General features: G+C 33.6%; 22 protein-coding genes. 13 read left to right on the top strand and 9 right to left on the bottom strand.

The annotated features are described in order from the left end of the window. Positions 1 to 65 precede the first annotated feature (65 nt). Together psbA and JJ847_01190 are read right to left on the bottom strand one after the other, a co-directional pair. Positions 66 to 1,148, bottom strand: coding sequence for a photosystem II q(b) protein (gene psbA, locus JJ847_01185; GenBank protein MBO6959497.1), 1,083 nt, complete (start codon positions 1,146 to 1,148; stop codon positions 66 to 68). A gap of 435 nt (positions 1,149 to 1,583) precedes the next feature. Next, on the bottom strand, positions 1,584 to 2,489 hold the full coding sequence (locus JJ847_01190) for an aspartoacylase (GenBank protein ID MBO6959498.1): 906 nt from the start codon (positions 2,487 to 2,489) through the stop codon (positions 1,584 to 1,586). Between the two features lie 23 nt (positions 2,490 to 2,512). On the opposite strand from JJ847_01190, the gene JJ847_01195 reads away from it, so the two are divergent. Then, positions 2,513 to 3,457, top strand: a complete 945-nt coding sequence (locus JJ847_01195; protein MBO6959499.1) for a glutathione S-transferase C-terminal domain-containing protein — start codon at positions 2,513 to 2,515, stop codon at positions 3,455 to 3,457. 126 nt (positions 3,458 to 3,583) lie between these two features. After that, positions 3,584 to 3,802 (top strand): hypothetical protein, encoded by a 219-nt coding sequence (locus JJ847_01200; GenBank protein MBO6959500.1) that lies wholly within the window; start codon positions 3,584 to 3,586, stop codon positions 3,800 to 3,802. Positions 3,803 to 3,872: 70 nt separating this feature from the next. Here JJ847_01200 and JJ847_01205 read toward each other — a convergent pair whose 3' ends face one another. The 5 genes from JJ847_01205 to hemB all read right to left on the bottom strand — a co-directional run bounded on the left by JJ847_01205 (position 3,873) and on the right by hemB (position 9,041). After that, positions 3,873 to 4,055 carry a hypothetical protein gene (locus tag JJ847_01205; GenBank protein MBO6959501.1) on the bottom strand — a complete coding sequence of 61 codons (183 nt, stop codon included), beginning with the start codon at positions 4,053 to 4,055 and terminating at the stop codon, positions 3,873 to 3,875. 86 nt (positions 4,056 to 4,141) lie between these two features. After that, on the bottom strand, positions 4,142 to 5,125 hold the full coding sequence (gene obgE / locus JJ847_01210) for a GTPase ObgE (protein ID MBO6959502.1): 984 nt from the start codon (positions 5,123 to 5,125) through the stop codon (positions 4,142 to 4,144). A 40-nt stretch (positions 5,126 to 5,165) separates the two neighbouring features. Continuing rightward, positions 5,166 to 7,577 (bottom strand): endonuclease MutS2, encoded by a 2,412-nt coding sequence (locus tag JJ847_01215; protein MBO6959503.1) that lies wholly within the window; start codon positions 7,575 to 7,577, stop codon positions 5,166 to 5,168. Between the two features lie 13 nt (positions 7,578 to 7,590). Then, positions 7,591 to 7,977 carry a VOC family protein gene (locus tag JJ847_01220; protein MBO6959504.1) on the bottom strand — a complete coding sequence of 129 codons (387 nt, stop codon included), beginning with the start codon at positions 7,975 to 7,977 and terminating at the stop codon, positions 7,591 to 7,593. A 62-nt stretch (positions 7,978 to 8,039) separates the two neighbouring features. Beyond that, complete coding sequence (gene hemB, locus JJ847_01225) at positions 8,040 to 9,041, bottom strand: porphobilinogen synthase (GenBank protein ID MBO6959505.1); 1,002 nt, start codon at positions 9,039 to 9,041, stop codon at positions 8,040 to 8,042. Positions 9,042 to 9,264: 223 nt separating this feature from the next. On the opposite strand from hemB, the gene JJ847_01230 reads away from it, so the two are divergent. From JJ847_01230 to JJ847_01240, 3 genes are read left to right on the top strand one after another with little or no spacing between them, the layout of a single operon-like run. Then, the gene (locus JJ847_01230) at positions 9,265 to 10,917 is read left to right on the top strand and encodes a SulP family inorganic anion transporter (protein MBO6959506.1); all 1,653 of its coding nucleotides are present in this window, start codon (positions 9,265 to 9,267) and stop codon (positions 10,915 to 10,917) included. A gap of 5 nt (positions 10,918 to 10,922) precedes the next feature. Next, complete coding sequence (locus tag JJ847_01235) at positions 10,923 to 11,921, top strand: sodium-dependent bicarbonate transport family permease (GenBank protein MBO6959507.1); 999 nt, start codon at positions 10,923 to 10,925, stop codon at positions 11,919 to 11,921. Between the two features lie 2 nt (positions 11,922 to 11,923). Next, complete coding sequence (locus JJ847_01240; protein MBO6959508.1) at positions 11,924 to 12,205, top strand: transcriptional regulator; 282 nt, start codon at positions 11,924 to 11,926, stop codon at positions 12,203 to 12,205. Between the two features lie 20 nt (positions 12,206 to 12,225). Here JJ847_01240 and JJ847_01245 read toward each other — a convergent pair whose 3' ends face one another. After that, on the bottom strand, positions 12,226 to 13,182 hold the full coding sequence (locus tag JJ847_01245; GenBank protein MBO6959509.1) for an FAD-dependent oxidoreductase: 957 nt from the start codon (positions 13,180 to 13,182) through the stop codon (positions 12,226 to 12,228). A 254-nt stretch (positions 13,183 to 13,436) separates the two neighbouring features. On the opposite strand from JJ847_01245, the gene JJ847_01250 reads away from it, so the two are divergent. Together JJ847_01250 and JJ847_01255 are read left to right on the top strand one after the other, a co-directional pair. Further along, positions 13,437 to 13,754 (top strand): hypothetical protein, encoded by a 318-nt coding sequence (locus JJ847_01250; protein MBO6959510.1) that lies wholly within the window; start codon positions 13,437 to 13,439, stop codon positions 13,752 to 13,754. Continuing rightward, positions 13,751 to 15,418: an AarF/ABC1/UbiB kinase family protein gene (locus JJ847_01255; protein MBO6959511.1), complete on the top strand. Its 1,668-nt coding sequence runs from the start codon at positions 13,751 to 13,753 to the stop codon at positions 15,416 to 15,418. Before JJ847_01250 ends, JJ847_01255 begins: the two co-directional genes overlap by 4 nt. 5 nt (positions 15,419 to 15,423) lie before the next feature. Here JJ847_01255 and eno read toward each other — a convergent pair whose 3' ends face one another. Next, complete coding sequence (eno, locus tag JJ847_01260) at positions 15,424 to 16,716, bottom strand: phosphopyruvate hydratase (protein ID MBO6959512.1); 1,293 nt, start codon at positions 16,714 to 16,716, stop codon at positions 15,424 to 15,426. 261 nt (positions 16,717 to 16,977) lie between these two features. On the opposite strand from eno, the gene JJ847_01265 reads away from it, so the two are divergent. The 6 genes from JJ847_01265 to JJ847_01290 all read left to right on the top strand — a co-directional run bounded on the left by JJ847_01265 (position 16,978) and on the right by JJ847_01290 (position 22,682). Next, complete coding sequence (locus JJ847_01265) at positions 16,978 to 19,734, top strand: AAA family ATPase (protein MBO6959513.1); 2,757 nt, start codon at positions 16,978 to 16,980, stop codon at positions 19,732 to 19,734. 61 nt (positions 19,735 to 19,795) lie between these two features. Next, positions 19,796 to 20,038, top strand: coding sequence for a preprotein translocase subunit SecE (gene secE / locus JJ847_01270; protein ID MBO6959514.1), 243 nt, complete (start codon positions 19,796 to 19,798; stop codon positions 20,036 to 20,038). A gap of 49 nt (positions 20,039 to 20,087) precedes the next feature. After that, a complete protein-coding gene (gene nusG / locus JJ847_01275; GenBank protein MBO6959515.1) occupies positions 20,088 to 20,699 on the top strand; it encodes a transcription termination/antitermination protein NusG in 612 nt (203 codons plus the stop codon). Positions 20,700 to 20,765: 66 nt separating this feature from the next. Next, entirely contained in the window at positions 20,766 to 21,191 is a 426-nt protein-coding gene (gene rplK, locus JJ847_01280; protein MBO6959516.1) for a 50S ribosomal protein L11, read from the top strand. A gap of 66 nt (positions 21,192 to 21,257) precedes the next feature. Then, positions 21,258 to 21,965, top strand: coding sequence for a 50S ribosomal protein L1 (gene rplA / locus JJ847_01285; GenBank protein MBO6959517.1), 708 nt, complete (start codon positions 21,258 to 21,260; stop codon positions 21,963 to 21,965). A 189-nt stretch (positions 21,966 to 22,154) separates the two neighbouring features. Continuing rightward, positions 22,155 to 22,682, top strand: a complete 528-nt coding sequence (locus JJ847_01290; GenBank protein ID MBO6959518.1) for a 50S ribosomal protein L10 — start codon at positions 22,155 to 22,157, stop codon at positions 22,680 to 22,682. Positions 22,683 to 22,691: the final 9 nt, after the last annotated feature.

Here is a 22,691-nt window from a genome sequence, read left to right on the forward strand (position 1 = left end):
CCAATTGAAAATTAAACAAAAAAAAGCCCCCAAAAAGGGGGCATGTAAGTTTAAGAACTTTAAGCTTAACCGATAGCTGGAGCTGAAAGAGCTACTGTTGTAGACTCAGCTGCTGCTAGATCAAGTGGGAAGTTGTGAGCGTTACGCTCGTGCATTACTTCCATACCTAGGTTTGCTCTGTTAAGAACGTCACCCCATGTAGGAACAATCTTACCGTTTGCATCAACAACTGACTGGTTGAAGTTGAAACCGTTAAGGTTGAATGCCATTGTGCAGATACCCATTGAAGTTAACCATACACAAACAACTGGGAATACAGCTAGGAAGAAGTGAAGACTTCTGCTGTTGTTGAAGCTTGCATATTGGAAGATTAAACGACCGAAGTAGCCATGAGCTGCAACGATGTTATATGTTTCTTCTTCTTGTCCGAACTTGTAACCATAGTTCTGAGACTCTGTCTCAGTTGTTTCTCTGATTAGAGATGAAGTAACAAGTGAACCGTGCATAGCTGAGAATAAAGATCCTCCGAACATACCAGCAACACCAGCCATGTGGAATGGGTGCATAAGAATGTTGTGCTCTGCCTGGAAAACAAACATGAAGTTGAATGTTCCAGAGATACCTAGAGGCATTCCGTCAGAGAATGAACCTTGACCGAATGGGTATACAAGGAATACTGCGAAAGCTGCTGAAACTGGTGCAGAGTATGCAACACAGATCCAAGGACGCATACCTAGACGGTATGAAAGCTCCCACTGTCTTCCCATGTATGCTGAGATACCAATTAGGAAGTGGAAAATTACAAGCTGGTAAGGACCACCGTTGTATAACCACTCATCTACAGTAGCTGCTTCCCAAATTGGGTAGAAGTGTAGACCAATAGCGTTAGATGAAGGAACAACTGCACCTGAGATGATGTTGTTTCCATATAGGAATGAACCAGCAACTGGCTCTCTAATTCCGTCGATGTCTACTGGTGGTGCTGCGATGAATGCAACGATGAAGCAAGCCGCTGCTGTAAGAAGGCATGGAATCATTAAGACGCCGAACCAACCAACATAAATTCTGTTGTTAGTTGATGTTACCCACTCACAAAACTGTGGCCAACCTTTTAACAGCGAAGAACGCTGCTGCTGAATAGTTGTCATGAGTTCGTAAAATATGTCTCTAAAGTGAGACGTGTAAATAAAAACGGAAAAATAAATTCCGCTTCGAAGATTTTAGACCAAAATCGCTAAAAATGTGTAAATATTTTTCTTTAAGTAAACTTATTTTTTGGAAAACAGGAGAAAAGAACTTCCATGTCTTAAGATTTTCTTTGTTATTGAGGATTCAACTTGGTAATAATCGAATGGCTTCTTAACGGAAAAAGATCTAGAGAGGTAGTTTCCTTAAGAGAGGCTAAACATAGAAGACTGCAATTAGAGGCTTTTGGAGCTGTTATTTATTGGAGTGAGAGAATTTAGGTTTTTAAGGTTTAAAAATTAGAAAAGAAAATAGAAGTATTAAATATTAAATAATCTTATCTATATAATAAAAAATCCTTATTAGTTTTCAACGATTTATTGTTCCGGTTTCTTAATTTAAAAACTTTCAAACTCTTGAACCCATTGTTTTTTGGAACAGATCACTTCTTTTTTTGTGTAGCTCATGGCAATTTTTTTTTCCTTATAAGCAACTTCTCCAATAAAAACAGGCCAAATCAATTGGTCCCGTTCATATTTGTGGATTATTCCTTTGCTATCCAGAAATAATGGATCTCCTTTTTTAATCATTTTCCAATCTTGGTTTATCCTCTCAGGATGAATTATGCCATCAATATCTCCCTTTTCATCTCTTGGATAATCTATACTCCCTTGATGAACGTGAACCACTAATTCTTTTGGAAGTTCTATAAGTTTATTTTTTAACTTATCTATCTCTTCCCTTAGGGAGCTAATTATTAGAGAAAATCTATTTATAATATTTTGATCATAAAAATTTTGTGCGACAGCTCCTATTTCAATAACTAAACCACATGGCCAAGCTTCTACAAGAAAGCCTGTTTGGGCTTTATCTTTTTCGTGCAAATAAATAGGCAATCCAAATTTGTTCTGCAGTAATGCAGCTAAACAAAAATCTTTGGGTCTCCTCCCATACATAACAATGCTTGTTCCCATATTTGCAGTAGTAGTGTGCAAATCGATTGCAATTTGACAGGGTTTAGATCCGTCAATTCCAAATTCATCTACTAAAAAATTAGCTCTATTAGTTTCATAAAAGCTATTCTTGTGTTGATAAAAATTCTTACTTTTTTTAAAGGATCTATTTAAATCTACATCTATATATCTGCAACCTTTTTCATAGGCAGCAGGATTACCTATGATGTACTCATACTCAATACCATTATTTAAACTATTTTCCTTTCTATTAAATTGCTTAACAGCCCAAACAGGATTAATTTCATTCCCATGAGTGCCTGAAACGATAAGTATTCTTCGAACAGTCATTTTTTCTTTAAAAATAAAATTTTATGCAAAATAAGTACCTTATAAAGATCTCCAGAAAATTCTGGTTTTGGTTTTGGACCCAATTAATGAATGGCTTCGCGCCATCAGATTTACATGGTAATTATAAAAGGCCTAAAGGTATAACCATTAATAGTGAATACGACATTAATAATGAGAATGGGAAAATTTACTTATTAGTAGGTCATTCTTGTCCATGGTGTCAAAGAACTTTACTCGTGCACCAAATAAAAGATTTATCTAAAAAAGTTAAAATAATTTTTTTAAAAGCAGATGTTGAGCATGGCGAATGGATTTTCAATACAAAGATTAAGGGATGTATGAGACTTTCAGAACTTTACAAAAAAGCGAATAAAAAGATTATTTTTAGAGCAACATTACCTCTTTTAATTAGCTTTGTAAAAGATGAAGTAAATATTCTATCTAATGAAAGTTCACAGATTATAAGAATACTCAATTCAATAAAAATTCATTCAAAAACTCAGATATTGACTATTAAAGACTGTAATCAAAAATTTTTAAATTTAATTAATAACAACATTAATGATGGCGTATATAAATGTGGTTTCGCCAGAAACCAGTCAGCTTATAAAAATGCAAGTCGAAATCTTTTCGCAGCTATAAATGAAGTTGAAAATTTTCTACAGAAAAACAAAGGGGACTGGATATTTGGAGAAGAGTTAACCTTTGCAGATATTTACCTTTTTCCAACGCTTATAAGATGGGAATTGATATATAGCAAACTTTTCAAATGTACTGAACAAGAACTATCAAGTTTTGAAAAGATTTTTGAATGGAGATTAAAATTCTTTAAATTATCTAACGTAAATAGGACATGCTTCGACAATGAATGGAAAAAAGATTACTACAAAGCTTTATTCCCTTTAAACCCAAATCAACTAATCCCCGTTTTACCATCCCTAAAGGAAATAATGAAAGTAGAGACCTAAAAAATACATAAATCAATTTCGAAAAGAAATGATGTTGTAATGAACACTTATTTAGTTCATAGATAATGCAATTTCATTAGAAATTAACTATGTTATGTATGTCTACTAAAGTACGAAAAGCTTAAAATGAAATCCATTGACGAACACATCCAAAAAGATCAATCGGAAATCGAATCTGCAAAAGCAGAGGGCAATCTTCCAAAGGTCAGACATTTAACTGAAGAGCTTAAAGAACTCGAAGAATATAAGGATCATCATCCTGATGATAAACATGACCCTAATGCTTTGGAACTATTCTGCGATGCCAACCCGGATGAACCAGAATGTCTTGTCTATGATGATTAAGTTTTCTTTTGATAGATAATGCACAATAAAAAAAGGGCTCTAAAAGCCCTTTTTTTATTTATTAATTCTATTAGTAATCTCTATTAAAGTCGGATGGACTTCCTGTGAGTGAACATACAACAGACTCTTCATGTTTCATTTCCTTGACTTCTACAATTGGTCTTCCCATTTTCTTCAAAACCTCAATATCTTGAATGGTTTGACATCTAGCTATTATTTTTCCTTGTTGATCAAAGCAAGTATAGAAATTCATATTGTGTTTAAAGAGGTATCTTATTTATGACTAATTTTCATTATTAAATCAAGTGTTTTTTTTTACAAAAGAATTTTATATTTAAGTTAGATCCTTTTCCATACTTCAGAAAGCAGTGAAGATAAACCTTTTTTTAAAGATGAAGAAATAACTAAAACTTTCTTTTTAGATAAATCCTCTAACTTTTTTGAAATTATTTTCAAATAATCATCATCTACTAGCTCCATTTTATTCAATACTATTATCCTCTCTTTATCTAAAAGACCTTTTCCATATTTTTTTAATTCCTGCTCAATTATCTCAAAATCATGTAAAGGATTTTCTGCAATTGCATCAATTAAGTGAACAAGTATCTTCGTTCTTTGGATGTGCCTTAAAAAATCATGGCCTAAACCTACTCCATCAGCTGCCCCTGATATTAATCCAGGAATATCCGCAAAAAGACAACCATTACCATCGATTTTTCTTACTACACCTAAGTTAGGTATTAGAGTTGTGAAAGGATAATTTGCGATTTTTGGACGGGCAGATGATACAACAGAAATCAAGGTACTTTTTCCAGCATTTGGAAGGCCTATAATCCCAACCTCTGCAAGAAGTTTTAGTTCTAATCGAACCTCCCATATCTCACCATCTTTTCCTTCAGTGAATGATTCTGGGGCTCTATTTTGATTACTTAAATAGTAAGCATTACCATGTCCACCTCTTCCTCCAATGGCAATAGTTAAACACTGTTTATCTTTAGTTAAGTCTCCTAAAATAATGCCAGTTTTAATATCCCTGATTTCTGTACCGCATGGTACTTTAAGGATTGTATCCTCACCTGAAGCACCTGATCTCTTATTAGGACCTCCTTTGCATCCATCTTCAGCAATTATTTCACGTTTGAATTTGAAATCTAATAATGTTTGTAGATTATTATCAGCCATCAAAATAACTGACCCTCCTCTGCCACCATTTCCCCCCGAAGGTCCTCCAGCAGGAACGAATTTTTCTCTTCTAAATGAAACTATTCCATTTCCACCTTTTCCAGCTTTAAGAATAATGTTGGCTTGATCAATAAATTGCACTTAATACGCTTATTAAATTGTTTTCTAGGTATTTTAAATTTTATTTTATCCACGCAATACTGCAACCAGGGCCACCCTCGTTGTTGGCTGCATCTTCAATCTTATCAACATAATTTAAACCTGATAACCAATTTCTTAGTCCTTTTTTTAATTTCCCTGTACCAATTCCATGAACAATCCATAGCGGTCCATGAAATTTTCTAATTTTCTCCTCAATAATTATTTCGGCTTCATGAACTCTTAGCCCCCTTACGTCAATTGTATTTTTACTCGTTCTAATTTTAGAAAAAGAAAAATCTTCTCTTGTAGACTTGATCTCAATTTTTGACCTTTTTAAATTAGGCTTTTCTCCATTGATACCTTCAAAATCATTTACAGATAATGTGCTTCTGAATGAACCACATTTAACTTCGTAAAAACCAGCTTTTTTATCTAAATCTACAATTTGTCCCGTACTATTTAGACTTTTAATTTTTACAAAATCGCCTACCTTGGGATTCCATGATATTGACTTTTCAAATTTTTTTTGAGTTAAATGTTCCGTCTCAATTTCCTTTAATCTTTTTCCAATAATTCTGGTATCCTCTCCATCAACATTTTTATCTCTTAATTTTTTAATCAAATCTATTACCTCTTTTTTAGCGGATACGATATGTTTTGATAATTTAGACCTTTCAATTTCCTGGATTTTTTCAGCATTTATTTTTTGATATTCATAATTTCTCTTCAGTTCTTCATGTAATATTTCAGTCCTTGCAATCAGTTCTGCAGCGGTTTCTGCAGAATTTTGTTGTTTAATCCTCTCTTCCTCAAGTCCTTTAATAATGCTGTTAATATTATCAACTTCTTTTGGCTTTAGATAATTCGCAGCTTCATTAAGTATGCTTTCATTAAGACCAATTCTTCTTGAAATTGATAAAGCATTACTTCTCCCAGGAATACCCCAGTTGAGAATATATTTTGGCTTCAAAGAATCCTCATCAAAGGCAACTGATACGTTTTCAAATCTGGAGTCATTATATTTTAAAGCCTTAATATCTCCATAATGTGTAGTTGCTAAAGTGATATCAGATTTATTTGCAAATTCTTTTAATAAAGCCATCGCAAGAGCACTTCCTTCAAGAGGATCTGTACCAGATCCAATCTCATCTAAAAAAACAACTGATAATCCTTTCTTATTATCAAGTGAATCTAATATCTCTTTTATGCGGGATATATGCCCACTGAAGGTAGATAAATTTTCTTCTAATGATTGATTATCTCCTATATCCACATATATATTGGGACAAAAAGGGATCACAGGATTATTAGTTGAAGGTATCAATAATCCTGCTCTAGCCATAAGTAAAGACAAACCCAAGCCTTTTAAAGCTGCCGTTTTACCTCCAGTATTTGGACCTGTAATAGCTACAACCTTAATATTTCTGTTTATATGAAAATCGACAGCTACTGGGGCAGGAGCTCCTTTTTTCTTATGTTCCCAAATCAATAACGGATGAGAAAAACCAATTAAAGAAATAATAGGATTTTTCTCAAACTTAGGAGTTTTGCCTCCAATCCATTTCGAATATCTTGAACGAGTTAGAGCATTTTCTAATCTCAATAAAATAGATGCCATTTCAATAAGATTTCCTGAATTATCACTAACAACTTGGGACCATTTCTTAAGTAATTTAAATTCTTCTGCTGTGATTCTAGCTTCTAAAGAAGCTATCTTATTTCCTTTTGTTACTACACTATCAGGCTCAAAATATACTGTATTTCCTGAGGATGAAGAGTCATGAATTATGCCTTTAAATTTATCTACATAATTAACTTTCACTGCTAAAACCGGCCTACTATATCGATCTCCAATAGTATTATCTTGCAAATAAGCTATATTCTTTTGAATAAATTTCTCAACTAATATTTTTCTTTCAAGTTTCTTAGATAATAATTCTTTTCTAAGAATAGATAGTTCATTACTAGCATTGTCTGAAATTCTTCCGTTAGATTCAATGCCTTTTTTAAAAATCGTTTCGATATTCTGATAGTCAATTAAATTTTTTGTAAACGATGAAATATGAGGCCTTTGTTCAAAATCTAATAAGATTTTTTTTAAATTTCTTGCTGCAGCAATTGTTTTTGCTATTTCTAACAACTCAGGAGATGAAATTACACCTCCCTTGGAACAAGTTTCAATATTTCTACTAATATCAAAAACACCAGCAAAACTAATTGATTTATCTAAATTATTTTCTAGTTCAGTTATTTCAACCGTCTCATTCAAAAGTCTTTTTGATACTTCGTATTCCGAAGGAATTTCAAAACTTAAAATTGCTCGTTTACCCATATCCGTTGAGGCGAATGAAGATAAATGCATTTTTAACGAATCCCACTCTAAAAGGCTTATAGATTCTTCTTCTAAGGTGTTATCTGAATATGATTTTTTTGAATAACTTTTCTCTTGCATACAAAAAAAAGAATCAAACATTCGATTGAATCCCTTCAGGAGGAACATAAAGCATCTCTAGCCAGTTTCCTTCAGTATCCTTCATATAAAAGGATGCTGTTCCATCTCTATGTTCATGTAAAGGGCCAACTTTTACACCAGAATTTTTTAAATCATTTTGAATATTTTCCACATCTTTTTTATTTTCAAAATGAAAAGCAAAGTGAGGTCCCGCAGCTTTGTAGCTAGGGCCTAATAACGCAAGTCCATCTTTCCCTTTACCAGCTTCTAAATAAGACCAATCTTTATCGTCCCAAACTAAATTCATACCCAGCTTAATATAAAAAGATTTTGCCCTTTCGAGATTCTCTACTCTAAGTGCAATGTGACCAATCCTATTAACTCCTTGTGAAAACTTCAAAACAAAGTATTTAATTTATTACTTTTCTAAGAATAAACCAAATTTTTGCTAATAATGAGTTTTTAAGTATCCTGCAACCATTGAGATGCATCACAAGCATGATAAGTGAGTATTAACTTAGCTCCTGCTCTTTTAAAACTAAGCAATGTTTCTAATACAATATCTTTTTCGTTAATCCAGTTCTTCATAGCAGCAGACTTTACCATGGAATACTCCCCACTAACGTTGTATGCGGCTATGGGTTTATTTGAAAAAGTGCTTAATCTATAAACAATATCCAAGTATGAAATTCCTGGTTTTACCATCAAAATATCAGCTCCCTCATACTGATCCATTGCAGATTCAATCAAAGCCTCTTTTGAATTAGCAGGGTCCATTTGATATGTAGACTTATTGTCTGGAATTATTTTCTTACTATTTTCTCTAGGAGCCGAATCTAAAGCAGTTCTAAATGGACCGTAAAAAGCAGATGAATATTTTGCTGTGTAACTAATAATACCTACATCACTAAATCCTTGAGTATCAAGATAAGATCTGATTGCTCCAACTCTCCCATCCATCATGTCACTAGGACCAATAAAATCTGCTCCAGCTCTTGCTTGTGTTAAAGCTTGTTTTTTTAAAATTTCTATGGTTTCGTCATTCAATATTTTTCCAGTTTCATCAACTAATCCATCATGACCATCACAAGAGTATGGGTCCAAGGCAACATCTGTCATTATTGCCATTTCTGGAATCTCTTTTTTTAATATTCGTATAGCTTTAGGTATTAAACCGTCTTCATTAAAACATTCTGCACCATCTTCAGTCTTTAAGCTATCGTTAATTTTCGGAAAAAGAACCACACACCTTATTCCCAATTCCCATGCCCTATTAACCTCTTTTATTAAGCCATTAATATCCCATCTATAAGTTCCTGGCATCGCTGAAATTTCCTCTTTAAAATCTTTTTCATGAATAAATAATGGATAAATAAAGTCCGATGCACTTAGATGGTTTTCCCTAACCATTTCTCTAATTGCCTCAGTTCTTCTTAACCTTCTTGGACGAATAATCGAATTCATTTGAATATTATTTAAATTGAAAAATATTTATTTATTAGATTAATCGCTTGCCACGCACATAAATCAATCAGAGAGTAATTTTGTTCAGGAAAATTAACTAAAATTTATTTAATACGAGCAAAAAAAGTTACAAAAGTATTTTGCACATTCTTTATTTTTCACAAATTTACGTCATTAAGAGATAATATCTTCTAGTTAAGTATTTATTTTAAGGAGAGTATCTTTGAAAATAATTAATGGATTTCATCTAAAGAATGTAAGAGGCGATATTCTAGGAGGGATTACAGCCGCAGTGGTGGCTTTGCCTCTCGCTCTTGCTTTTGGTAATGCTGCGTTAGGACCTGGCGGAGCAATTTATGGACTATACGGAGCAGTAGTAGTTGGTTTTTTAGCAGCATTATTCGGCGGAACACCTGCTCAAGTTAGTGGACCTACCGGTCCCATGAGTGTAACTGTCGCAGGGGTAGTAGCAGGATTAGCAGCAGTAGGGGTTCCTAGAGATCTTTCTGCAGGTCAAATTTTACCCTTAGTTATGGCAGCGGTAGTCATTGGCGGCTTACTGCAAATATTATTCGGCATTTTAAAATTAGGTAAATACATTACTTTAGTTCCATATTCTGTTGTTTCAGGATTTATGTCTGGTATTGGAGTAATAATCATTGCGCTTCAGATTGGACCATTACTTGGAATTAGCACTCGAGGTGGAGTAGTCGAATCTTTAACTACTGTATTTTCAAATTTCCAGCCCAATGGTGCTGCTATTGGAGTAGCAATAATGACACTAGGTATAGTATTTCTTACTCCTAGAAAAATAAGTCAGTGGGTTCCTTCTCCTCTCTTGGCCCTATTGATAGTTACCCCAATATCAATATTAATTTTTGGAGATGGAGCTATTGATAGAATCGGAGAAATCCCGAGGGGAGTTCCATCTTTAAATTTCCCAAGTTTTAATCAATATTTCCCAATTATTTTCAAAGCAGGCTTAGTCCTAGCAGTACTTGGCGCAATTGACTCCTTACTGACATCTCTAGTAGCAGACAATATCTCTCAAACAAAACATAATTCTGATAGAGAACTTATTGGTCAAGGAATAGGAAATGCTGTTGCAGGTCTGTTTTCAGGTTTACCTGGAGCAGGAGCAACCATGAGAACAGTTATAAATGTTAAATCTGGAGGATCAACGCCAATTTCTGGTATGGTTCACTCGGTTGTTTTGTTGATAGTTTTAGTTGGTGCAGGACCTTTAGCTGAACAAATACCAACTGCTTTGCTCGCAGGAATTCTTATAAAAGTTGGTCTAGATATTATTGATTGGGGATTCTTGAGGAGGGCTCACAAGTTATCTTTAAAAACTTCAGTCGTAATGTACGGCGTACTTCTAATGACTGTTTTTTGGGATTTGATTTGGGCAGTTCTGGTTGGTGTATTTATAGCAAATATGCTCACTATTGATTCAATAACCGAAACTCAGCTAGAAGGTATGGATGAGGATAATCCTTTATCAAAAGATGATCAAGCAAAAAATGCATTACCTCCTGATGAAAAAGCACTACTGGACAGATGTTCTGGAGATGTGATGCTATTTAGACTTAAAGGTCCACTCAGTTTTGGAGCAGCCAAAGGTATATCAGAAAGAATGATGCTAGTGAGAAACTACAAGATTTTAATATTAGATATAACCGATGTACCAAGACTTGGAGTGACGGCTACTCTAGCGATAGAAGATATGATGCAAGAAGCAAAAAACAATTCCAGAAAAGCATTTGTTGCTGGGGCCAATGAAAAAGTAAAGGATAGATTATCTAAGTTTGGAGTTGAAGGGATTATTGAAACAAGAAAAGAAGCGTTAGAAACGGCTCTAAATGAACTAACCTAGTTTTTATGGAAATAAATCCAATCCTGCAAAATGTACTAGCCCCGCCAGTTCTTTTCTTTTTAATTGGAGCGATATCTGTATTATTTAAATCTGATTTAGAAATTCCAGCTCCATTGCCCAAACTCTTTTCCTTATACCTTCTCCTAGCTATAGGTTTTAAAGGTGGCATAGAAATACAAAAAAGTGGTTTTACTGATCAAGTATTGCCGACTTTAAGTGCTGCAGTAATAATGTCCCTATTAATACCCTTGATTGGATTTTTAATTTTAAGATACAAGTTTGATGTCTTTAATTCAGCAGCAATAGCGGCAGCATACGGTTCAATAAGTGCTGTTACATTTATTTCCGCAGAAAGTTTTTTAGAAAGTCAAAAAATTGCATTTGATGGGTTTATGGTTGGTGCCTTAGCTTTAATGGAATCTCCTGCAATAATAGTTGGTTTATTACTTGTAAAATTTGCAGCTCCCCAAAATAGACCAAAATCAAGAAAAATGCATCTAAGCGCAATACTACATGAATCACTTTTAAATGGATCAGTTTATTTATTGCTCTCCAGCTTAATTGTAGGATTTCTAACTGCTTCCAGTAATCCTTCAGGAATCACAAAAATGGAGCCATTTACTGGACAATTATTCTACGGAGCAGAATGCTTCTTCTTATTGGATATGGGAATAGTCGCTGCGCAAAGACTGCCGAGACTGAAAAATGCAGGTTCATTTTTAATTGGCTTTGCAATTTTCATGCCTTTATTTAATTCAATTATAGGTGTTTTCGTTGCAAGATTTTTATCTTTAAGTCCTGGGAATGCACTTTTATTCGTGGTTTTATGTGCAAGCGCCTCATATTTAGCAGTTCCTACAGCTATGAGAATGACAGTTCCTGAAGCTAAATCTAGTTATTATATTTCAACAACACTAGGTCTAACTTTCCCATTCAATATAGTTCTTGGCATTCCAATATATATGAGTTTAGTAAATACCATTATCCCACTTTCCCCTTTATAGAAATGAAAAGATTAGACTTGATATTTAGTGAAAGAGAACTAGATGCAATCATTAAAACATTAGAAAAAGCTAATGTTCCTGGATATACAGTTATGAAACATGCTACTGGAAGGGGGCCTGAAAGAGTTGTTACTGAAGATATGGAATTTACAGGATTTGGATCAAATGTTCATGTAATTGTTTTTTGTGAACAAGAAATAATAGATAAAATGAGAGACAATATTAGAGATGACTTAAGTTATTACGGAGGAGTAGCTTATATTTCTGAGGCTACACCCCTCTAAACCAAAAAAGTAATTTGGTTTTAAGAATGAATCCAATCTACTCTTATATTTTTTCTACTATTTAAGTATCTATCAATTGACATTGCGGCAATGCACCCATCAGAAGCTGCAACAACAGCTTGCTTAAATGGTGTATTTCTTATATCTCCAATAGCCCATACTCCAGCAGAGTTTGTAGACATAAAGTCATCCACAATAACTCCTCCGTCCTCTTTTAAAGCAATTTGATCCCCTAAAAAATCAGTAATTGGCTTTGAACCACTCATATAGACAAAGACTCCATCTAAATTTAAATTGATGGGATTTTCTTCTTGCTTATTTTTAACAACAACCCCATTTACTCCCATCTCATCACCCAATATTTCCAATAATCTCGTTCTACTCCAATGTTTTATATTTGAATTACCCATCAAATCCATAGCTTCTTCATTATCTGATTTGGGATCACTTGATGTAATCCAATGCACAGTTGATGCAAATTTAGTAAGAACGGTTGCCTCTTCAATTGCCTCCTTATTGACTCCAACAACCGCAACTTCTCTATTTTTATAAAAAGCGCCATCACACGTCGCACAATAACTTACTCCTTTGCCAAGAAAATCCGCTTCACCCTTAAATGATGCAGGTCTACCCATAGCCCCACTTGCAAGTACAAGGGCTTTAGCTTTGAAAGTACCTTCAGGTGTATAAACTATTTTCAGTTCTCCACTAGCGTCTATTCCAAACACTTGTGCTCTTCTATAGTCTGTGCCATATTGTACAGCCTGTTCTCTCATTAGAGTAAGTAATTTCTCGCCACTTATATCAACCGGGACACCTGGATAATTAGCTATTTGATGAGTTATTGCTAAGGCGCCAACAGATGGATTTTTATCTAAAATAACTGTCTTTAAATTTGAACGAGATGTGTAAAGTGCGCAAGTACATCCGGCCGGGCCTCCTCCGATAATAACTACATCTGACTCAATGATTTCCAATTTAATAAAACTCCTTTTTAGTAGTTAATTAGATGAGTTCTTGGTTAGAAGATATCTTTAATGTAAAATTCCTAACCTCTATATAAATATAAGTTAAAAGAAAAAAGAGAAAAAAGCATAATATAGAAACAAACTTACATAGGAAAAACATAAAAAATTAATTATCAAAATAATCAGTTACGTGAAATGTTCTGTATTGATCTATTATTAGGTCATATCGAAAAATCAATTGCCGTAGAAACAGTATATTTTTCATGACCAACTCTGATTACCTTTTAAAAGCTGCCATCAAGAAAGTAACCGAAAAATTAAACGAGATATTGGTTGAAAAAATTGAAGAAGCAACAAATATAGCTCAAGATGCTCCAGAAATTCTCAAAAAAGAATTTGACAGCTTGAAAGAATCCATAATCGAAGAAGCCTCAAGAATGGAGAACGCCGAAAATATTCAAGAAAATGAGTCCACAAATACCTATCAAGATTCCAAAATAAAAAAAGCATTAAATGAAATTGAAGGTATTAATAAGCAAATTGATGTCTTAAATAAAGCCATAAATAATCAAATTAAATGATTAATCACATTCTTCATCATCGTTTAAAAAAATTTAAAAGGGCCTTTCTGATTTGGATAACTCTTATTTCGCTTTTAATAAATTTGTGGATAGATAATATTAGATTTACAATTTTACAAACTAAGAGCGATGAAAAAAGTAGGGTCCAAATTAAAAGAGCTAGGTGGTTTACTAATCAATTAATAAAACTTGGTTCAGCATTTATTAAAATTGGACAATTATTATCAGCGAGACCTGATTTAATTCCTAATACCTGGATACAGGAATTATCTAAATTGCAGGATCAAGTTCCTAATTTTTCATTTGCGAAAGTTGAAGAAACTATAAGAAATGAACTAGGGTTAAAGTTTAATGAAATAGATCAAATAATATATGAACCGGTTGGATCAGCATCACTAGCTCAAGTTCATAGGGCGACCTTAAAAGATGGAAAGAAAGTAGTATTTAAAGTTCAAAGACCCAATTTAAAAGAATTGTTTATTATCGATTTGGGTATTATGCAGCAGATAGCGGGATTGTTGCAGAAAAACAAGAATTGGAGTCGAGGTAGAAACTGGGTTGAGATTGCTAAAGAGTGTAGGAAAGTTCTAATGAAGGAGCTTGATTTTAATTGTGAAGCACAATATGCAGCAAGATTTAGACAGCAATTTCTTGATGATAAAAATATTGAAGTTCCTGAAGTTATTTGGGATATGAGTAGCGAAAAAGTGCTTTGTTTAAGTTATCTAGAAGGAACAAAAATAAGCGATTTAGAAAAACTAAAAACACAAGAAATTGATTTACCGGTGATTGCAGAAATAGGAGCCATCAGCTATTTAAAACAACTAGTAAATTATGGTTTTTTTCATGCAGACCCTCATCCGGGGAATCTAGCAGTATCAAATGAGGGTAAATTGATTTTTTATGATTTTGGAATGATGGGAAATATTTCAAATAATCTTCAAACAAGATTAGAGGGGATGGTTAAGGCTGCTGCTTTAAGAGACGCCTCATCACTTGTTAGTCAATTACAACAAGCCGGGCTAATTTCAAAAGATATTGATGTTGGGCCTGTCAGAAGATTAGTCAGATTGATGCTTAAAGAAGCATTAACTCCACCATTTAGTCCCAATATTATTGAAAAATTATCTGGAGATCTTTACGAACTTGTTTATGAAACACCATTTCAACTACCAGTAGATTTAATCTTTGTGATGAGAGCATTATCAACTTTTGAAGGAGTTGGTAGAATGCTTGATCCAGGGTTTAACCTTGTATCAGTTACCAAGCCTTATTTAATAGAACTCATGACTTCAAATAATCAAACTCCCAATGATTTAATTAATCAATTTGGAAGGCAAGTTGGTGAACTTGGATCTAAAGCGGTTGGAATTCCCAAAAGAATTGATGAAAGTTTAGAAAGATTGGAGCAGGGGGATTTACAATTGCAAATAAGAATGGGAGAGTCTGATAGGCAATTCAAAAAAATGTTTACTGCTCAAAAAACTTTAGGCCATTCAATTCTTATAGGAAGCTTATCAATTGCATCCGCTTTACTTGTAACCAATAAACAAAATAATTTTGCATTGTTGCCACTTTTTTTTGCACTACCAATAAGTATTGATTGGATAAAATGCCAATTAAGTATGAGAAAAGGCTCACGTCTAGAAAAACTTAAGCGCTAAAAAAACTATATATTTTTGGGACCTAAACCTAAAGCCCCAGCGAATCTTGCCTGATTCCCTAATTCTTCCTCAATTTTTAAAAGCCTATTGTATTTTGCAATCCTTTCACTTCTACTCAGAGAACCGGTCTTGATCTGACCTGATCTTGTGGCGACAGATAAATCAGCAATTGTTGTATCCTCAGTCTCACCACTTCTATGACTAATAACACTTGTGTATCCTGACATTTTTGCTAACTCAATAGCTTCTAGAGTTTCAGTTAATGTTCCAATTTGATTTACCTTTATTAGGATTGAATTAGCAGATTTTTCCATAATTCCTTTCCTTAACCTTTCTGTATTAGTAACGAATAAATCATCACCTACGAGCTGAACTTTATTTCCTAACTCCTTGTTTAATTCTGACCAACCCTCCCAATCATCCTCTGCTAAACCGTCCTCTATTGAAACTATTGGATAATTAGAAACTAATCTTGAAAGATATGAAATCATTTCAGAACTATTTAAAATTTTTCCTTCATATTTATACTTACCATCACTATAAAATTCAGTACTAGCAACATCTAAAGCTAAAGATACCTGCTCACCAGGCTTAAATCCGGCTTTTTGAATTGCTTCTAATAATAAGTCTCCTGCTTCTTCGCTTGATGACAGATTAGGTGCAAATCCACCCTCATCGCCTACAGCAGTGGATAGACCTTTTTGATCAAGTAATGATTTTAATGAATGAAAAATTTCAGTACCCATTCTTAATGATTCACTGAAATTATTCACTCCATGTGGGACAAGCATAAATTCCTGAAAATCTAGACTATTTGGTGCATGAGCACCACCATTTATTACATTCATCAATGGGACTGGAAGAAGATTAGATAATGGATCTCCAAGATACCTATATAGGGGAATTTCTAAAGCATTTGCTGATGCTCTAGCAGTTGCAAGACTTACTGCAAGGATTGAATTTGCCCCAAGGTTAGACTTATTAGGAGTTCCATCAATCTCAATCATTAAGTTGTCTACAGCAGTTTGATCTAAAGCTGACAAACCGCACAAAGCTGGGGATATAGTTTCATGAATTTTATTAACAGCATTTAAAACACCTTTACCCATATATTTTGAACCGCCATCTCTTAATTCATGTGCCTCATGAGCACCAGTACTAGCTCCACTAGGAACAATCGCTTTACCAGTTGCCCCACATTCCAGAAATACTTCTGCCTCTACAGTAGGGTTACCTCTTGAATCAAGAACTTGCCTCGCTTCAATAGTGTCGATAAGAAAATCAATAGTTTCTTTCACAATTTAATTATTACTATTTAAATCCTATTAATTGCTGAACTATTTGGCTAATATCTGAAATATATATGTTAACCAAATAAAATTTTTTGATTTCAGAACAACTTAGATATGATTTAAGGATTTATTAATCCTAAACTCTTGATGAGCCCTTTCATAAATATATTTGTAAATTTCATCTTACAATTTGAAAATTATAGGATGATTATTAATGCAGATCCTATTTAGAATATCAATTGATAATCAACTATAGTTTTATAGTTTATGAGAGAAACCCTTACATCCAGTCCTGAACTATTTAGCGATATAAGTTGGAATCTTCTCCTATTAGGAGAAGAAACGGCAAAAAAATGGGATCATAGCGAATTCAATATCGAACACATAATTCATACATTGTTTTCATCAAGTGAATTCTTTGCTTTCATTGAAAAATTATCAATAGACCAAGATACAGTTTTAGATATAACAGAGGATTTTTTAGAAGAGACACCAACGAATGAATCAGAAATTTTCACTATCGGAGAAGATTTAGAAATTTTATTGGATAATGCAAATCAGATTAAAATTCAATGGGGATCAAGGTTAATAGAAATCCCGCATTTACTAATTGCTTTAGGAAGAGATTTAAGAATTGGCAATTATGTTTTTCAAGAAGGAAATCTTTCAATGGAGAAATTAGAGGAAGAATTAAAGTCTTTCCCAAATATTAATCAATCCCAAGATTCTGTTGATTATGAGAACGTAATTCAGATAAATAATCAATCTAATTTTGAATTAAACAAAGAGAGTTTAGTCAAAGAGGAAAAATCAGAAAAAGCTATTGTTCCTTTAACTAAAAGTGAACTTCAAATTAAAACCAAAAAACAAGTTGAAAAAGATGAAAATGTTCTTTTAATTTATGGAAAAGATTTAACAGAGTCAGCTAAAAAAGGTTTACTAGATCCTGTGATTGGAAGAGAAAATGAAATTAATAATTTAATGAGAATACTCTGCAGAAGGAACAAAAATAATCCCATTCTTATAGGCAATCCTGGAGTAGGTAAAACCTCAATTGCGAAATTACTTGCACAATTAATTGTAGATAAAAAAGTTCCTGATTCTTTAAAAGACTTTAAAATTATTTCACTTGACTTAGGTGCATTAGTCTCTGGAACAAAATTTAGGGGGCAACTAGAAGAACGACTAAGCTTAATACTCCAGGAATTAAAAGATCCAAGTCAAGGAATGATTTTATTTATTGATGAAATTCACTCAATTTTGAGTTCTGATAGATCTACTGTTGATATTAGTAATATTTTAAAACCTTTGCTAGCTGAAGGGGAACTTAAATGTATAGGCACAACAACACCTGAAAAATTTCGTGAAACAATCGAAAAAGATCAAGCATTAAATAATTGCTTTCAAAAAATAGCCGTTAATGAACCTTCGGTAGAATTGAGCGCAAAAATACTGCATGGAATCAAAAAGAAATATGAACTACACCATGGCATAAGAATTTCTGAAGAAGCTGTTAAATATTCCGCAAAATTAGCCGACAGATACATCAGCGATAAATGTCTTCCTGATAAAGCAATAGATTTAATTGATGAAGCAGCTGCACAATTAAGAATAAATTCTAATAAAAAACCTCAAATAATCCTCCAACATGAAAATAAAATTAAATCTATTGATGAAAAACTGAATAATCTAGAAACCGAAAATATCGAAGAAAAAGAGAAACTAATAAACATGAGGCAACAATCAGAGGAAAAACTGAATGTTCTTTTCGATAATTGGAATTATTTGCGTGGGGAAATGGAACAATTGACAATTTTGATGAAAGAAGAAGATAAGCTAACTAAAAAAATTAATAAAATATCAAATGGTGAGATTCCAAATGACTTTGATTTTGTAGAAAAGCTTGAAGGTGAGTTACATGAAATAGAGCATGAAATACAAAAAATTGAAGGGGACTTTAAAAAAATCAAGAAAAATAGAAATTTCCCATTTCAATATCAAGTTGAACCTGATGATATTGCTGATGTTATCTCAAAAATTACAGGTATTCCAATATCAAAAGTAGTTTCAAATGAACGTAAGAAATTAGTTAATTTAGAAACCGAATTAGGTCAAAAAGTAATTGGGCAAGAACACGCCATAGAATCTGTTTCTGCTGCAATCAGGAGGGCCCGCGTTGGCATGAAAAATCCAAAAAGACCAATTGGGTCTTTTTTATTTATGGGCCCTACAGGTGTTGGTAAAACAGAATTAGCAAAATCTCTTGCATCAGCTTTATTTGATGAAGAAGAGGCACTATTAAGATTGGATATGAGTGAGTTTATGGAGAAAAATGCAGTAGCAAGACTTTTGGGAGCTCCTCCTGGTTATGTTGGCTATGAAGAGGGTGGTCAATTAACTGAAGCCGTACGACGCAAACCTTATTCAGTAATACTGCTTGATGAGATAGAAAAAGCTCATACAGAAGTATTTAATATCCTTTTACAAGTTTTAGATGAAGGAAGATTAACTGACTCTCAAGGAAGAACCGTGGACTTTAAAAATACTGTAATCATTATGACAAGTAATCTAGCTGGTGAAGTAATACTAGAATTTTCCCAAAAGATATCTACAAGTCAGGATAATTTAGAAAAAGTTGAAGAAAATCTAAAAAATTCAATCAATAACACATTATCTTCAATTTTTAGACCAGAATTTTTGAATAGAATTGATGAAGTAGTAAAGTTTGATCCTTTATCCATTGATGAACTTCAAAAAATAATTATTCTACAAACAGAAGATTTAAAAAACCTGCTTCTTGAACAAAAAATAAATATCGCTATAGACAAAAAGGTAATCAATAAAATTGCAAACGATTCTTACGAGCCTAAATATGGCGCTAGGCCACTTAGCAGAGAACTTAGAAGACAAATAGAAAATCCTTTAGCTGCAAAATTGTTAGAGGACAACTTTAAAAACAAAAAAAATATCACAATTAAACTTAATCCCGCTAAAAAGGATGAGATTGTTTTCAAACCTAGCTGAGGAGTAAATCAATAAGCTAAAATAAAACTAAAGCGTAAAGCTTAATTTCAAAAAAAATTTTGTGACAAGTCCTATTACTAATAAAGAACCTCTTAAAAAGGATTCTCCTGAATTTGAAGAGCCTAAAAAAAAGAATAATTTTTTTAGATCTACATACGATGAGCTTAAACTTGTCGTGTGGCCTAACAAACAACAACTTTTTAGCGAATCAGTAGCAGTTATAATTATGGTATCGTTTTCTGCTGCAGCCATTGCTTCTGTTAGCAGATTCTATGGATGGGCAGCCTCGCAAATTTTTGGTTGAATTATCCCCCGAATATCCATTAATAAATCTTAATTAAGCTTCCAGAAAAATGAGTAATGAATTAACTACAAACCTTGCTTCTTCAAAAGCAAATACTAGCATCGCAAGATGGTATGCAGTTCAAGTAGCATCAAGCTGTGAAAAAAAAGTAAAAGCGACTCTTGAGCAAAGATCAGTAACTTTAGGTGTTAATAATAGAATCATTGAAATTGAAATTCCCCAAACTCCAGGAATTAAATTAAAAAAAGATGGAAGCAGACAAACTACTGAAGAAAAAGTTTTCCCAGGTTATGTCCTCGTAAGAATGATTTTGGATGAAGATACAATGATGGCTGTTAAAAGTACTCCAAATGTAATTAACTTTGTAGGCGCTGAAGACGGTAGAGGTAGCGGAAGGTCACGAGGTCATATCAAACCACGACCTTTATCAAGACAAGAAGTTAATAGAATATTTAAGCGCGCATCAGAGAAAAAAGCTGTAATCAAGTTAGATATTGAAGAAAAAGATAGAATCATAGTAACTAGTGGTCCATTCAAGGATTTCCAGGGAGAAGTTATAGAAGTTTCCGGGGAAAGAAATAAATTAAAAGCATTACTTTCAATATTTGGGCGCGAGACTCCTGTAGAATTAGAATTCTCCCAAATCAATAAACAAAATTAATTTCAAATTGTTCTTGTTTATCGAGTAAAATTATGACTCTTTACTTCAGCTTAAATTTTTAAACTAATGGCAAAAAAAATTGTTGCAGTTATCAAGCTCGCTTTACAAGCAGGCAAAGCAAATCCTGCTCCTCCTGTAGGGCCAGCTTTAGGACAACATGGTGTCAATATCATGGCATTTTGCAAAGAATACAACGCAAGGACACAAGATAAAGCAGGTTTTGTAATCCCCGTTGAGATTTCTGTTTTTGAGGATAGAAGCTTTACTTTTATTACAAAAACACCTCCCGCTTCCGTTTTAATAACGAAAGCAGCTGGCATAGAGAAAGGATCAGGTGAATCTGCAAAAGGCTCTGTTGGGAATATAAGTAAAGCTCAACTAGAAGAAATAGCCAAAACTAAGCTTCCTGATCTAAACTGTTCTAGTGTTGAATCAGCAATGAAAGTGATTGAGGGTACCGCTCGTAATATGGGCGTATCTATTACTGATTGAGTTCAAGACAAAATTACTTACCGTTTAGGGGAGGTTAGTTAATAACCGTTGGCACCCAAAATTACTATGAAAAAACTATCAAAAAGAATGGCGACTCTATCAACCAAGATAGAAGATCGCATTTACGCTCCACTCGAAGCTCTTAGTCTTATCAAAGAAAATGCGAATGCAAAATTTGATGAAACTATTGAAGCGCATATACGTTTAGGGATTGATCCAAAATATACCGATCAACAATTAAGAACCACTGTTGCATTACCGCATGGTACTGGCCAAAGCATCAAAATTGCAGTGATCACAAGCGGTGAGAATGTATCAAAAGCAAAGGATGCTGGTGCAGATTTATTTGGTGAAGAAGATCTTGTGGAAAGCATAAACAAAGGAAATATGGAGTTCGATCTACTTATTGCAACTCCAGATATGATGCCAAAGGTTGCAAAATTAGGTCGAGTTTTAGGACCTAGAGGTTTAATGCCTAATCCTAAAGCTGGGACAGTAACTAATGATATTGCTAATGCGATAAAAGAATTCAAAGCTGGTAAGCTCGAATTTAGAGCAGATAAAGCGGGTATTGTTCATGTCCGTTTTGGAAAAGCAAGCTTCACAAAAGAGGCTTTATTTGACAACTTAAAGACCTTACAAGAATCAATAGATAAAAATAAACCAAGTGGAGCCAAAGGAAAGTATTGGAAAACATTTTATGTGACTTCAACTATGGGACCTTCTGTTCAAGTTGATATAAATGCCATCCAAGATTACCAACCTGAAGGTTAACCCTTTGTAGTATAATTTAAATTGCAATAATACGGCCAAAGAAAGTAGGTTTATTTAGTTATTCTAAATTTTTAATTCCTACCGAGGACTCGTCTTAAATTATTTCTTTTTGGATCTAATAAAAGCGGCCTCTTTAAAGGACTTTGCCGCATTTCCTGCTCTCCCTAAATTACGATCCAAAAAACAACAATGGGCCGAACACTAGAGAATAAGCAACAAATCGTTACTGAGATTAAATCTCTATTAAACGACTCGGAAATGGCTGTAGTTCTTGACTATAAAGGTTTAACCATCAAAGAGATGTCAGATTTGCGATCTAGATTGCAAACAACAAATGGCATTTGCAAAGTTACCAAAAATTCATTAATGCGTAAAGCTATTGATGGAGATAGTAATTGGAATGATCTTGAATCTTTACTGACCGGAACCAATGCTTTTGTCTTAATTAAAGAAGATGTTGGTGGTGCTGTAAAAGCGATCCAATCTTTTCAAAAAGACACCAAAAAATCCGAAACCAAAGGAGCTTTATTTGAAGGTAGACTTCTTAGCAATTCTGAAATAAAAGAAATTGCAAGTCTTCCATCCAAAGAAGTATTGATGGCAAAAATTGCTGGCGCTCTAAATGGCGTCGCAACAAAAATTGCGATCTCTATTAATGAAGTGCCTTCTGGACTTGCTAGATCACTTAAACAACATTCTGAAAAATCAGAATCTTAAATTCAAACC

It is taken from the genome of Prochlorococcus marinus CUG1438, from assembly GCA_017644325.1.
GTDB lineage: Bacteria > Cyanobacteriota > Cyanobacteriia > PCC-6307 > Cyanobiaceae > Prochlorococcus_A > Prochlorococcus_A marinus_AA.

Bases quoted from the DNA above. Each gene is read 5' to 3' on its own strand.
- psbA (MBO6959497.1), bottom strand. From the start codon at position 1,148: ATGACAACTATTCAGCAGCAGCGTTCTTCGCTGTTAAAAGGTTGGCCA.
- JJ847_01190 (MBO6959498.1), bottom strand. From the start codon at position 2,489: ATGACTGTTCGAAGAATACTTATCGTTTCAGGCACTCATGGGAATGAA.
- JJ847_01195 (MBO6959499.1), top strand. From the start codon at position 2,513: ATGCAAAATAAGTACCTTATAAAGATCTCCAGAAAATTCTGGTTTTGG.
- JJ847_01200 (MBO6959500.1), top strand. From the start codon at position 3,584: ATGAAATCCATTGACGAACACATCCAAAAAGATCAATCGGAAATCGAA.
- JJ847_01205 (MBO6959501.1), bottom strand. From the start codon at position 4,055: ATGAATTTCTATACTTGCTTTGATCAACAAGGAAAAATAATAGCTAGA.
- JJ847_01215 (MBO6959503.1), bottom strand. From the start codon at position 7,577: ATGCAAGAGAAAAGTTATTCAAAAAAATCATATTCAGATAACACCTTA.
- hemB (MBO6959505.1), bottom strand. From the start codon at position 9,041: ATGAATTCGATTATTCGTCCAAGAAGGTTAAGAAGAACTGAGGCAATT.
- JJ847_01235 (MBO6959507.1), top strand. From the start codon at position 10,923: ATGGAAATAAATCCAATCCTGCAAAATGTACTAGCCCCGCCAGTTCTT.
- JJ847_01240 (MBO6959508.1), top strand. From the start codon at position 11,924: ATGAAAAGATTAGACTTGATATTTAGTGAAAGAGAACTAGATGCAATC.
- JJ847_01250 (MBO6959510.1), top strand. From the start codon at position 13,437: ATGACCAACTCTGATTACCTTTTAAAAGCTGCCATCAAGAAAGTAACC.
- JJ847_01255 (MBO6959511.1), top strand. From the start codon at position 13,751: ATGATTAATCACATTCTTCATCATCGTTTAAAAAAATTTAAAAGGGCC.
- JJ847_01265 (MBO6959513.1), top strand. From the start codon at position 16,978: ATGAGAGAAACCCTTACATCCAGTCCTGAACTATTTAGCGATATAAGT.
- nusG (MBO6959515.1), top strand. From the start codon at position 20,088: ATGAGTAATGAATTAACTACAAACCTTGCTTCTTCAAAAGCAAATACT.
- rplK (MBO6959516.1), top strand. From the start codon at position 20,766: ATGGCAAAAAAAATTGTTGCAGTTATCAAGCTCGCTTTACAAGCAGGC.
- rplA (MBO6959517.1), top strand. From the start codon at position 21,258: ATGAAAAAACTATCAAAAAGAATGGCGACTCTATCAACCAAGATAGAA.
- JJ847_01290 (MBO6959518.1), top strand. From the start codon at position 22,155: ATGGGCCGAACACTAGAGAATAAGCAACAAATCGTTACTGAGATTAAA.